The 12,366-nt window shown below is 45.3% G+C and carries 12 protein-coding genes; 6 read left to right on the forward strand and 6 right to left on the reverse strand.

Going from position 1 to position 12,366, the window contains the following annotated elements:
- The 4 genes from QUB24_RS18740 to murJ form a co-directional block, all read right to left on the reverse strand.
- The coding region (locus QUB24_RS18740) for a DUF4347 domain-containing protein (protein WP_333154679.1) at window positions 1-2,268 on the reverse strand (2,268 nt) is incomplete at its 3' end.
- Window positions 2,269-2,564: 296 nt separating this feature from the next.
- A complete protein-coding gene (locus QUB24_RS18745) occupies window positions 2,565-2,708 on the reverse strand; it encodes a hypothetical protein (protein ID WP_333154735.1) in 144 nt (47 codons plus the stop codon).
- On the reverse strand, window positions 2,656-2,859 hold the full coding sequence (locus tag QUB24_RS18750; RefSeq protein ID WP_333154680.1) for a sulfotransferase: 204 nt from the start codon (window positions 2,857-2,859) through the stop codon (window positions 2,656-2,658). The genes QUB24_RS18745 and QUB24_RS18750 overlap by 53 nt, the downstream gene beginning before the upstream one ends.
- A gap of 512 nt (window positions 2,860-3,371) precedes the next feature.
- Window positions 3,372-4,985, reverse strand: coding sequence for a murein biosynthesis integral membrane protein MurJ (gene murJ, locus QUB24_RS18755; protein WP_333154681.1), 1,614 nt, complete (start codon window positions 4,983-4,985; stop codon window positions 3,372-3,374).
- Between the two features lie 67 nt (window positions 4,986-5,052).
- Here murJ and QUB24_RS18760 point away from each other — a divergent pair, with 67 nt between their 5' ends.
- From QUB24_RS18760 to QUB24_RS18770, 3 genes are all read left to right on the forward strand, one after another.
- Entirely contained in the window at window positions 5,053-6,222 is a 1,170-nt protein-coding gene (locus QUB24_RS18760) for a DUF3095 domain-containing protein (RefSeq protein ID WP_333154682.1), read from the forward strand.
- Between the two features lie 74 nt (window positions 6,223-6,296).
- On the forward strand, window positions 6,297-7,028 hold the full coding sequence (gene sfsA / locus QUB24_RS18765) for a DNA/RNA nuclease SfsA (RefSeq protein WP_333154683.1): 732 nt from the start codon (window positions 6,297-6,299) through the stop codon (window positions 7,026-7,028).
- Window positions 7,029-7,279: 251 nt separating this feature from the next.
- The gene (locus QUB24_RS18770) at window positions 7,280-8,602 is read left to right on the forward strand and encodes a 3-isopropylmalate dehydratase large subunit (RefSeq protein ID WP_333058197.1); all 1,323 of its coding nucleotides are present in this window, start codon (window positions 7,280-7,282) and stop codon (window positions 8,600-8,602) included.
- 215 nt (window positions 8,603-8,817) lie between these two features.
- Here QUB24_RS18770 and QUB24_RS18775 read toward each other — a convergent pair whose 3' ends face one another.
- Together QUB24_RS18775 and QUB24_RS18780 are read right to left on the reverse strand one after the other, a co-directional pair.
- Complete coding sequence (locus QUB24_RS18775) at window positions 8,818-9,216, reverse strand: transcriptional regulator (protein ID WP_333154684.1); 399 nt, start codon at window positions 9,214-9,216, stop codon at window positions 8,818-8,820.
- Window positions 9,200-9,499 (reverse strand): type II toxin-antitoxin system HigB family toxin, encoded by a 300-nt coding sequence (locus tag QUB24_RS18780; protein WP_333154685.1) that lies wholly within the window; start codon window positions 9,497-9,499, stop codon window positions 9,200-9,202. Before QUB24_RS18780 ends, QUB24_RS18775 begins: the two co-directional genes overlap by 17 nt.
- 447 nt (window positions 9,500-9,946) lie before the next feature.
- On the opposite strand from QUB24_RS18780, the gene QUB24_RS18785 reads away from it, so the two are divergent.
- The 3 genes from QUB24_RS18785 to QUB24_RS18795 all read left to right on the forward strand — a co-directional run bounded on the left by QUB24_RS18785 (window position 9,947) and on the right by QUB24_RS18795 (window position 12,359).
- Window positions 9,947-10,708 carry a DNA-binding protein gene (locus tag QUB24_RS18785; protein WP_333154686.1) on the forward strand — a complete coding sequence of 254 codons (762 nt, stop codon included), beginning with the start codon at window positions 9,947-9,949 and terminating at the stop codon, window positions 10,706-10,708.
- A gap of 335 nt (window positions 10,709-11,043) precedes the next feature.
- Window positions 11,044-11,742, forward strand: a complete 699-nt coding sequence (gene aqpZ, locus QUB24_RS18790) for an aquaporin Z (protein ID WP_333154687.1) — start codon at window positions 11,044-11,046, stop codon at window positions 11,740-11,742.
- A 128-nt stretch (window positions 11,743-11,870) separates the two neighbouring features.
- On the forward strand, window positions 11,871-12,359 hold the full coding sequence (locus tag QUB24_RS18795) for a gluconokinase (RefSeq protein ID WP_333154688.1): 489 nt from the start codon (window positions 11,871-11,873) through the stop codon (window positions 12,357-12,359).
- Window positions 12,360-12,366: the final 7 nt, after the last annotated feature.

Below are 12,366 nucleotides of genomic sequence, written 5' to 3' on the forward strand. Positions count from 1 at the left end.
GGTGACATCAATAGTTTCTACAACTGAGTTATCGGAGAGTTTCTTGATGACAATATTGCCGATGCCTTTTTGTACGGCTTCACTCAAGGTGACGACTAAATCAGCAGCAACTGCAACACTGGTGGCGTTGTCTGCGGGGGTGAAACTGGCGGCTGTCGGTTGTGTGGTGTCAGCTACTGTGGTGAAATTCCAAGCAGTTGGGTCTACAAGGCCGGCATAATTGTTACCTGCTAAGTCTTTAATTGCACCAGTGGCAATTTCAACGTAGTAATCTGTACCCTCAACTAAATTTGCTGTGGGATTAATGGTGACGGTACTGCCGCTAACCGTGACATTGGCTGAGGTGACATCAATAGTTTCTACAACTGAGTTGTCGGAGACTTTCTTGATGACAATATTGCCAGTACCTTTTTGTACGGCTTCACTCAAGGTGACGACTAAATCAGCAGCAACTGCAACACTGGTGGCGTTATCTGCGGGGGTGAAACTGGCGGCTGTCGGTGGTGTGGTGTCGAGTAGGGTAATCGTTCCATAGGTATTACTATTATCAGTAGCAGTGGTACTGGCATTTGTGGCAGAATTACTACTGTAGGTCACTCCTGATGCTGTTACCGTTGCACCAGCGTTCACGAAAATAGCACCGCTTTTACCCTGACCGGGCTGAGCGCTAAATCCGCCCGAGCCTCCAGTGGCGCTGTTGTTATTAAACGTGACATTCGTTAGCATCAGAGAACCATTGCGAAGGAAAATGGCTCCGCCTAATCCAGCTCCGCCGCCACCGCCAGCGTTGTAACCATTGCCGCCGAAACTGCCTCCTAAGCCACCGCCGATATTCCCGCTACCACCACCACCACCAAAGCCACCATTACCACCAAGACCCTGGGTAGAACCGTTAGCATCAATGCCCGCATTACCACCACCGCCACCGAATCCTCCATCACCGCCTTGACCCGATACACCGCTAAACTGGCTAGCACCACCGGCACCGCCGCCACCAAAGTCACCTCCTTGACCGCCGTTGGTACCATTAGCACTGACAGCACTGAGGCCACCGCCGCCACCGCCACCGAACCCTCCGTTGCTAGCAACTCCACTATTGCTGGTTGTGCCTCCCGTGCCGCCGGTGTTACCAAAGAAGCTACTGCCACCACCGGTACCCCCACCAGTGGTGCCATTAGTCCCAATCTCACTAAATCCGCCGCCGCCACCCCCACCACCAGGTTGGTAGGCACCAGAGCCACCGACTCCGCCGAAGCCGCCACCACCCCCACCACCATTAGAAGCGCCTCCATTACCGCCTACTGCCTGGTTCTGGGTAAAGCTAACATTATTGATGGTCACTTGAGCGGGCAGTGAAGTTCCGTTGCCATTGATAAATAATGCACCACCAGCCCCTAGTCCACCACCACCGCCAGCAGCACCATTGCCACCATTGCCGCGTCCGCCATGCAGGGTGAGGTCGCTAAAACTCACTGTGCCTTGGTTAACAAAGAACAGGCGCACATCAGCGTTGTCATTAATGCCATTATTATTGGCATCTCCACTTATCTTCACGAGGTTCAGCCCAGTCCCCTGAATGCTCACACTGTCATCGACGATTAGTTGCGAATTGAGGCGGATGGTTTGGGAGGTGTTAAATACACTGGGATCGAAAACAATGGTGTCTGCACCCGTCTGGGTATTGGCTTGGGCGATCGCCTCGCGCAACGACCCCGCCCCACTGTCGTTGGTGTTCGTCACGGTAAAGGTGGCAAGTACCCCATCATACTTCTGTGCTCCTTGTGTCTGAAAAGCTATGGGAGTCTCAATGTTGCCGGTGTTTACCTCCAAAGCCCAGTCGCCACCTAATGCTGCATTACCGGTCTTGTCGGTGGATGCTGCCACATCCGCCCCTGTTATTTCACTGAGGCGTTTTACGAAGGTTGCTCCAACTTCTCCCGCTGCTACATCGCATCCATAAAGTAGAATATCCCCATTTGCTGTCAGCGCACTTCCCCACTGTTTTAGCCGATCGCTGAAAGTTTCTAGGTTATTGTCATTGAGTACGTCAGCACCGAGTTTTAAACTGCCTTCGCTGCCGTGAGAAACTATATGAACTGCTTCAATATCTTTTTGATCTGCCAAGGCGTTTGTAATTTGGTCGATCGCGCTGGAATTTTCATTTAAAATCACAATTTGAGCGGGATCGATGCCTTGGATCAGGCTTTGATAATCTTGTACAGAGGAGTCAACGAAAATAATTTGCTTGTTCGCGGTTGGTACGTTCATAATTCCTGACATCCTTTATATCTATCGTTTACATCCAAGTCTGGTCGGGGTTGAAACCCCCGCATCGCTTAAGTCCTCGCTATGAGGACGGAATAATTTATTAGTTCTATTGCTTAAATAAATCGGTCGGTAAAATTGTTAGCCCCTTCCGCTGGAGGATTAAATAACCTGGAAACATCCAAGGCGTTACCGCGAATTAGTAGCTCGATACAGTCCATAATTCAAGCGATGTTTCTGATACAGAACATCACTTTGGCTTCGGGAAATAATGCCAGGATTAATGACAGTTTGCTGCATCACAGGCGATTGGTGTCCCCCATCACTTCTTTTTCAGCTTGTGGCTGGTAGTAAGCCGAAAAGATACTCATAATCAGCGTCGGTTTTAGTTCAGGGGAAATAAACACGGAACACTGATTGTTTTGGGTCACGGCTGACAGCATTCGATCGACTTGCGCCCCCAATAGGGGAAGTCATAGCGCTGTGAAACCGGGGATTTTGTCGTAGTAGTGCAGCCAGTAAAGTAGAGCCTGAGCGGGGTAGTCCTGATATGAAGAGGGCTCTCACTGGCTTCGCGTGGGAATGAATGTACATAACATAGATGCAAATTTAATATATCATACTAAAGACATATTCTTATAGCCTACTTTTATTTAACACTTGGCAACACAACACTTCTGGTTTACGATATCTTTACAATCTAGAGATCGTGGGTTGGCTTTCCCTATCTCTATCGTTGCTTCGGGCCCCTGCCTCTGTAAAGTCGGAAAAGTCGGATCTTAAAGTCGGAAAAGTCGGATCTTTGCCATGAGGACATAATTTAGGCATCCAAGAGAGGCTGTGGGTATGAGGGTTTATTTGTTTTAGCGGAATTTTATTGGCTATTTTGCCAGACAGCATAAAGGTTGACGATATCTTGAGAATCTAGACATCGCCCTTGTTAATTACTCTGGAATTTTTGACCGCAGATGGTGGCGGATGTACGCAGATGGACGCTTCGGAGTGTTGATTTGGATTTAAGGACGAGATTCCTTTTTGGTATTTTGTGTACTTAAGGGATCTCGCACTTTTGTTGATTCCTTGAATCTGCCGCAAATTTCCGATATTTATTTGCGAAAACGGCCGCGAATGCGATCGACAAACATATCAACTTCCGGCAACTTCATCTGACTGACAAACAGGGCAAAAACCCCTAACCCTACAAAACTTGCCACACTCAACTGCACTAATTGAATTACCAAACCTTCAGTACCCAAAACTCTTTGACACGCTTGCAGAGTAGCCAAGGTAACGAAAGCAGTTAGAGAACTGCCCGAAGTTAACCCCAGAAAAGGCAAACTCCACTCCCCCCAAGGCAGGCCACCCAGCTTTTTATTTAAACAGTACAAAAGCATAATCATCGAAATAAGATTCACTCCCACCGTCGCCAAAACTAATCCGGGCGCGCCAAATGCTCCTACTAACAAATAATCCAAAAGAGCGTTTAAAAAGATATTGATTATACTGATGCGAAAAGGGGTTTCTCCGTCTCCCAAAGCGTAGAATACCCGTACCAAAACGTCGCGTCCCAAATACACAAACATTCCAATACTGTAAGCCATCAATATCGGCGTGACAAACTGCGAGGCCGATCGATCAAAAGCATAGCGTTCGTAAACCACGCGGACGATCGGCCCGGCAAGTGTTACCATTAAAGCGCTCAGAGGCAGCATCGTAAGGGCCGTCAAAATTAAAGATTGACGAATTCGAGCTTTTAATTCCGGCCAATCTCTCGGATCGGTGAGGCGAGAAAATATGGGTAGAAATGGCACTAAAATTACATTAGAAATAATGCCTAAAGGCGTCATAACTAACAACCCACTGTAACCCAACGCAGAGGCAGCTTGAGGGATGTAGGATGCGAAAAATAGGTCAGTATAAACATTAATTTGCAGCATTCCTGATGATAAGGTCGCAGGAACCATCACCTTAATTACTTCTTGCACTCCCGGCCGTTTAAAATTAAACCGCAAGCGCAATGTTCCCAAGCCGGCGCGCCACTGCGCCGCTAGTTGCACCAACCACTGCAAAACTGCGCCCGCTAAAGTTCCCCAAGCTAACACTAAGCCGCCAATTAGTGCGTATTCTGGCTGAATAATTTTGTTTCCGAGTTGCAGTGCGAGAATCCCCAAACCGCCGACAAGTGCAACGCTGGAAAATAAAGGGCTAATCGAAGGCAACCAGTACATATCGGCGGCATTGAGAGTGCCGAAACCAATGCCGATTAAGCCTGAAAGTAATGCCATCGGCGCCATAATCCGAAATTGCTGGACGGCAATTGCTTTAATTTGTAAACCTTCTGCTGTTCTATTTAATCCCGGTGCCACCAAATCGATCAGCGGATCGGCAAAAATAATTAAAGCGATCGTCACCAACAGCAGCAAGCCCCCGACTAAGGTGGTGATAGTCTCGACTAAGGGTGCTGCTTCTTTTTTATCCCGGCGGGCTAAAACACTGACTATGGCGCTGTGAAATGGCCCGTTAATCCCTCCGAGCAAAATAAATAAGAAACCAGGGATGACGTAGGCGTAGTTGTAGGCATCGACGGCGACACCGACTCCAAAGGCTGCGGCGATCGCAATTTGGCGCACTAATCCAAAGACTTTGCTAATTAGAGTGGCGACTGCGACAATGCCGGCAATCCCTGCGAGGGAACGAGAGGGCTTCTGTAATTGGGACACAAATGGTTACAAACGCTAATGCTAAAAGGATTCACTTATTTTAATCGCGAATCGGGAGAATGATAACATGAATTCCGAAAACTTCTATTCCCAATTACCTTTACTGGACAATTTTATCAAGATTACCGATCTCGGTAATTTTGTTGACGTACCTGATGATTGGTACATTGTTGTCACAGATATTCGCGGTTCTACAAAAGCGATTGAAGCTGGAAAATACAAAGAAGTTAACTTATTGGGGGCTTGTTCGATCGTTGCTGTTTTGAATGTCGCAGGCAAAACTGAGATTCCGTTTGTGTTTGGTGGCGACGGCGCTTCTCTTTTAATGGGGCCATCGCTTTTACCCGCTGCTAAGATTGCTTTGCTGGCCACTCAACAAATGGCTAAGACTCAATTTGACATGGATTTGCGAGTTGGGGCCGTCCCGGTTCAAGTTGTGGCAGCTAATTATCCGGTTAAAATAGCTAAGTTTAAAGTTTCAGAAAATTACAGCCAAGCTGTTTTTAGTGGCGGCGGCTTAACTCGTGCTACTGAACTTATTAAAGATCCGGCGCCTGGTAATATTTACAGTATTAAAAATAAGGGCATTTCTGCAACAGCCGATTTTTCTGGATTGGAATGCCGGTGGCAGGATATTCCCAGCAAGTATGGGGAAATAGTAACGCTGCTGGTAATGGTGCGAGAAGATTTTGGTCAGCAAAGTCATCAATTATATAGAAAAATTATCAAAAAAATTAACTACATTTACGGCAAGGAAAATTGTTTAAATCCTATCGATAGTAAAAACCTTAAATTGACACTTAATAGCACAAAGCTGATTAAAGAAACTCTAGTTAGGGCGAGCAATGCTAGTTGGTTTGACCGCCAGATGTATTTATCAAAAATCCAGTTAGAGACGGCGCTTGGTTCGCTGCTAATGAATTTGAAGGTTAAGACAGAAGAGTTAGATTGGGGAGTTTATAAAGATATTGCGATCGCAGCTACGGATTACCGCAAATTTGATGATATGTTGAGAATGGTAATTTCTGGCAATGAGTGGCGGCGAAAAAAATTGACGGGGTACTTGGAAAGGAATTACCGAGAAGGCAAGCTGGTTTACGGTTTGCACGTTTCTGACAGAGCGTTGATGACTTGTCTGGTGTTTGAACGCAACGGTCGCCAAGTACATTTTATAGACGGTGCTGATGGAGGTTATGCTTTAGCTGCTAAGGATATGAAACAAAGAATGCAGGACTAAAGTCCTTACTACAAACCGTCGTTTCATGCTATGATGCCTCACTCTAAAATCTAAAATCTAAAACCTAAAATCGAATGACTGACTTAATTTACAAATATCCTCCTCTTTTACCCGGAATTCTCATCAAACGTTACAAGCGATTTTTTGCCGAAATTGAACTAGATTCGGGAGAAATAATCACCGCGCACTGTCCGAATACTGGCCCGATGACTGGTGTTTACATTCCGGGAAATCCAGTGCTAGTATCTCCCAGCGACAATCCTAAACGCAAGTTAGCTTATACTTGGGAATTAATTAAAGTTTGCGACACTGTGCCAACTTGGGTGGGAGTTAATACGGGGCTACCCAATCGAGTAGTTAAATTAGCTTTGGAATTGAAATTGTTTCCCGATTTGGGCAATTACAGTTTAATTCAACCGGAGGTTGTTTACGGCACTGATAAAAAAAGTAGAGTTGATTTTTGGCTGACTGGTGAGGAAAAACCGATTTTTCTGGAAGTGAAAAATACAACTTGGGTAAAAGAGGAGTTGGCTCTATTTCCCGATACAGTGACGGAGAGGGGACAGAAACATTTGCGGGAATTGATGGAAGTGGTGCGGCAGGGTTCGAGGGCTGTAATGCTGTATTTTATTAATCGGGGGGATTGTACGGATTTTGCTCCGGGGGATAGTGCCGATCGCCTTTACGGAGAATTGTTCAGACAGGCTATAAGTGAAGGTGTAGAGGTTTTGCCTTGTCGGTTTGACGTGACGCCAGAAGGTGTTCGGTATTTGGGATTGGCGAAGCTAAATCTTTATAGCCTTTAATCCTAGTGAAAAAGTGGGATTTTATAAGTCTACTAATACTGCAATAAACTTTCCTTGACCTTTCATTAAAACTAATAGTTCGATCGCGCTTGACTAAATAAGTTTTTGGCGGGTGAACAATAACTTCGCAATCAGGCGTACTCCCACTTTGAGGAGAAGACGCTCATATTCATAATAAATTCCCTCTCAACATCAGGCGATGTTTCGTACAATACACTATATAGCATCTAATAAAAAAGAGCGATCGCACTATGGGAATGACCCTGACCGAAAAAATCTTAGCTAAAGCATCAGGCCGCACTAAAGTTGAGCCCGGAGAAAATATTTGGGTAGAAACAGACGTGTTGATGACCCACGATGTCTGCGGGCCCGGCACCATCGGCGTTTTCAAACGCGAATTCGGTGAGAATGCTAAAGTCTGGAACCCTGACAAAATCGTCCTCATTCCCGACCACTACATTTTCACCAACGACGAACGCGCTAACCGCAACGTCGATATTCTCCGCGATTTTGCCAAAGAACAAGGGATAAAATACTTTTACGACATCACGGATCGATCGGACTTCAAAGCAAATCCCGACTACAAAGGAGTTTGCCACATCGCGCTAGCACAAGAAGGCCACACGCGGCCCGGCGAAGTGCTCTTCGGCACAGATTCCCACACCTGTAATGCCGGCGCTTTCGGACAATTCGCCACCGGTATCGGCAATACAGACGCGGCTTTTATCATGGGAACCGGCAAACTGTTAATCAAAGTTCCCGCAACCATGCGCTTTGTGTTCAACGGTGAACTGCCGGATTATTTGTTAGCAAAAGACCTAATTTTGCAGATTATTGGTGATATTAGCGTTGCGGGTGCTAACTACCGGACAATGGAATTTGCCGGCGATACAGTTGAGCGTTTGACGATGGAAGAACGGATGACGCTGTGCAATATGGTGATTGAAGCTGGCGGTAAAAACGGCACGGTTGCGCCGGACAAAACTACGTTTGATTACGTTACTTCGCGGACTGATAAACCCTTCGATTCATTTTACAGCGATGGGGATGCTAAATTTTATAGCGATCGCACCTACGATGTCACCCAATTAGAACCAGTCGTCGCCAAACCGCACTCTCCCGACAACCGCGACTTAGCCCGCAACTGCCGCGATGTCAAGATCGATCGAGTTTACATCGGTTCCTGCACCGGCGGCAAAACCTCCGACTTTCTAAATGCCGCCCGCATTTTGAAAGGAAATCAAGTCAAAGTTCCGACTTATTTAGTACCAGCAACTCAGAAAGTTTACGAAGATTTGTTTGTCACAAAATACGACGGTCAAACGCTTTCGGAAATCTTCTTAGCAGCAGGCTGCATCGAACCCGCCGCGCCTTCTTGCGCCGCTTGTTTGGGCGGCCCGAAAGATACTTTCGGGCGGATGAATGAACCAGAAATTTGCGTGTCTACAACTAACCGCAATTTCCCCGGCCGCATGGGGAATAAAGAAGCGCAAGTTTATCTAGCGTCGCCTTACACGGCGGCGGCGTCTGCGCTGACTGGGTATGTCACCGATCCGCGCGAATTCCTGTGTTAGATAGTGGCTTTTTACCAGTTGTAGGGTGCGTCAGACTTTCACTCTAGAATTTATTGAGGGTTTGGGATATGACGCACCTTATATTATGTTCGATCGATTAGTATCGATCGGGGCGGGCGCGGGTTTATTGTATTGTCGATTCTAGGCAAATATTATTGGTGAACCCGCCCCTACAAGACATGGAATTAGATTGTAACTGATCGATTCATCTTAAATTAAATGAACAAGCTAGGTGAGATTTGAAAATAATCGCCGAGTGCCTTAGCTTGTGCTTTGCTAATGGATCGCTTGCCGTTCACAACTTCAGATACTACGCCGCTAGATCCAATGATACCTACCAAGTCTGCTTGGCGGGTGCCGCTGGATTCCATGATATGTTGCAAAATCTCATGAGGTTCGGATTTGTCTATCGGATAGTTTTCTGTCTCGTAAACTTCTATCAAAGTGACTAACAACTTGTATAAAACTTTCTCCTCTGGAGTGAGGTTTTTAGCAAATGTTAGCCTTTCTGCAACTGCCAGGAGGCGATCGTATTCTTCCTCAGTTTCGATCGCCTTGGGAGCAATTTCTGCGAGCAAGTTGCTGTAAGTCGTTCGGTCAAAAGTAAGGGTCATTTTTCCATTTTTCTTTGTCGTATTCAGAGTGGGTTAGGAAATATTTGTAGAAAACAGTTTGGTTGTCATAGTTAATCCCAACAATCAGGCGATAGTCGTTGCCTTTGATATTAAAGACGGTAAAGTTTCCTACTGCTTCGGCATCCCGATAAATTTTGCGAATATCCTCCAAATTCTGCCATTCCGCTTTGTTGACAGTTTCTTTCCAAATCTCAATTTGGTTTTTGACATCCGGGTACTTAGCAGCATCATTGCGGAGGTGGCGGAGCGAAATTAGGTGCATTTGTTTTTAGTTTTTTGGTCGTTTTGTACTGCATCTCTTTCCCCTCGCTAACGTGGCTTATTTCATCACTTTATGCAGGACTTACTCACAGATTTTATCTGTAGAGCGATCGCTGTCCACCAGAACTCTACAGGTGATGTAAAAGTTCGGTTATGTAGCGTCATACCAAATCCGGGTTGGTTAGGCATCCCCTTTATTGTCATTGCGAGCGAAGCAAAGCAATCGCAGAGAGGGAAGCGATTGGTTCGCTTCGCTCGCAATGACGGAATATTTATAACAGGGGTGGTAAACTCGGATTTGGTATAAGTTCTGTTTGTATACTTACACTCTCATTTTGAGAGGAAAATGTCAAGGGTCGATCGGGTAAACATTTTTTAAGCCGTGTGGGTGAGTTGTGTTTGTGCAGTACGCACTGTTCACCCTACTTGAATTGACAGGAGATTTACTTTGAAAACACTATTTTTGGCTTGGCAAAGCCCGGGCAGCGGTTCTTGGTTTCCGATTGGTAGATTGACATTTAACGGTAAAGAATACCAGTTCAATTATACAAATGGTGTTCTAGAAGCGAAACTTAAGTGCGGGTTTCTGCCTTTGCCATCTTTCCCGGATTTCAACAATGTTTACACTTCACAGAAACTGTTTTCGTTGTTTTCTAATCGAGTGATGGCCCGATCGCGCCCTGACTACCCTGAATTTGTACAGTGGTTGAATATCCCTGAACACGAACATGACCCAATTGCTTTATTGGCGCGCAGCGGAGGCAAACGGGTAACTGATAAATTTGAAGTGTTCCCTTGTCCTGAACCGGATGAAAATGGACGTTACTGTATCCATTTTTTTGCAGATGGACTGCGATACCTTTCAAAGTCGGCAATTGAACGGATTCATCGGCTTCAAGTGGGCGAACTTTTGTATTTAGCCCACGAATTTAAAAATCCGCGCCCTTCTCGTCTGCTTCTGTGTACTAAAGATCACTGGATTGTCGGCTATTGTCAGCGCTATCTGGTGGATGATATTTTTGAAATTATTTCGCAGCATCCAGAATTGGTTCGCGTAGAAGTTGATCGCGTCAATCAACCCCCAACGCCGCTACAATTCCGCTTGCTGTGCAAGATGACTGCCGATTGCCAGCAAGGCTTTCGCCTCTTCTCCAGTCAGATGTACCAGCCGGTTAGCAGTGATGTTTTAGCTGCAAGTGCGATCGGATAATCAGCAACAATAAGTAAAATTACGATCGCAGAATTAGGAAAAAAGTCAAGTTAATTATTGTGAATTGAATACAGAAGATTGCACAATTTATACAAATAATTGGCTCACTCTTGACATTTTTTCCATAATAGAGTATGTTTGAGCTAATTTATCGATTCCCAATTCCGCAGTCTCAGTTTAAGCCCAGAGAATTTATGAAAGTTAGAGCTACACGTTGCTAATGATTTCCATTAGTATTGTGGCGCTTAGTGAAACAAATTCGAGTTCTAATTTTTAGAATTAGAACTCGTAGGGGTGTGAAATAGACAGATCAGAAACTTCCGAGAATTGTGAGTATGAACAAAAAAATAAAGATTGGGGTTGCTGAAGCTTTTGGTACTTTTGTGTTGGTATTAGGTGGATGTGGCAGTGCGGTTTTAGCTGGAGACAAAATCGGCTTTTTGGGAGTGTCGATCGCCTTTGGTCTATCCCTCTTAATCATGGTTTATACCATCGGCCCTATCTCTGGATGCCACATTAATCCGGCGGTAAGTATCGGTTTAGTAGTTGCGAAACTGATCGATGCTGTTTTGCTTCCTTATTATATAGGAGGTCAGATTGTAGGGGGAATTTTAGGCGGTCTTGTTTTGTACATGATAGCATCAGGAAAACCCGGATTTGATGCGGCTGCTTCTGGATTTGCATCTAACGGTTTTGGAGAACATTCTCCCACTGGTTACGGACTTTTGGCAGCAGCTTTGACGGAAATTGTACTAACTGCTTTTCTGTTATTTACAATCATGGGTACTACCCATCCCAAATATCCCGTCGGTTTGGGCGGAATTCCGATCGGCTTGATGCTGGTGTTGATTCACTTAGTCGGAATTCCCGTAACCAATACTTCAGTTAACCCAGCTAGAAGTATCGGTGTCGCACTTTTTCAAGGCGGATGGGCAATCCAACAGTTATGGGCGTTTATTGTATTCCCTGTGATGGGTGGAATTATCGGCGTTTTGGCTTATAATTTCATTAAACCCACTATGGAAGAAATTTAAGCGACAATCATAAATAAACCGGGTTTATTGAATTTTTTAGGGTGGTAGAATTCATCCGGCAACTTAAGAAACCCGGTTTGTCGATCGCACAACTTGATAAAGTTCCAAGTATTCGATAAATAGGTGCCATGATTACGATCGTGATGGGAGTCTCAGGTTCTGGCAAAACTACTGTAGGCAAGTTGCTGGCGCAATCTCTCAACTGGGATTTCAGCGATGCTGACGATTTTCACCCATCAGCTAATATCGATAAAATGAGTGGGGGCATTCCTTTAGAAGATGCGGATCGCCTTCCTTGGCTTTTACAATTGCAAGCTGCAATAGACAGGTGGCTGTTAGAAAATAAAAATGTGGTTTTGGCTTGTTCTGCTTTAAAAACATCTTACCGCGAAATGCTCTACCGAGACCAAAAGCGAATGAAGATAGTTTATCTAAAATGTTCTTTTCAGCTATTAGCCACAAGGTTAAAAACTCGCGAAAATCACTACATGAAAGCAGACTTGCTTTTAAGTCAGTTAGACAGTCTCGAAGAACCAGAAGATGCAATTATCATAGATGCTTCGCAGCCGCTAGAGTTAATCGTGCGCCAAATTAAAAATCATCTGATGTGCGGTTAATTGCCCC

The organism is Microcoleus sp. B9-D4, from assembly GCF_036705105.1.
Lineage (GTDB): Bacteria > Cyanobacteriota > Cyanobacteriia > Cyanobacteriales > Microcoleaceae > Microcoleus.

Excerpts from the sequence above, each read along its gene's own strand:
- QUB24_RS18780 (WP_333154685.1), bottom strand. The coding sequence starts at position 9,499 with ATGCACCTAATTTCGCTCCGCCACCTCCGCAATGATGCTGCTAAGTAC.
- QUB24_RS18760 (WP_333154682.1), top strand. The coding sequence starts at position 5,053 with ATGAATTCCGAAAACTTCTATTCCCAATTACCTTTACTGGACAATTTT.
- QUB24_RS18745 (WP_333154735.1), bottom strand. The coding sequence starts at position 2,708 with ATGCTGTCAGCCGTGACCCAAAACAATCAGTGTTCCGTGTTTATTTCC.
- aqpZ (WP_333154687.1), top strand. The coding sequence starts at position 11,044 with ATGAACAAAAAAATAAAGATTGGGGTTGCTGAAGCTTTTGGTACTTTT.
- QUB24_RS18770 (WP_333058197.1), top strand. The coding sequence starts at position 7,280 with ATGGGAATGACCCTGACCGAAAAAATCTTAGCTAAAGCATCAGGCCGC.
- QUB24_RS18750 (WP_333154680.1), bottom strand. The coding sequence starts at position 2,859 with ATGTACATTCATTCCCACGCGAAGCCAGTGAGAGCCCTCTTCATATCA.
- QUB24_RS18795 (WP_333154688.1), top strand. The coding sequence starts at position 11,871 with ATGATTACGATCGTGATGGGAGTCTCAGGTTCTGGCAAAACTACTGTA.
- sfsA (WP_333154683.1), top strand. The coding sequence starts at position 6,297 with ATGACTGACTTAATTTACAAATATCCTCCTCTTTTACCCGGAATTCTC.
- QUB24_RS18775 (WP_333154684.1), bottom strand. The coding sequence starts at position 9,216 with ATGACCCTTACTTTTGACCGAACGACTTACAGCAACTTGCTCGCAGAA.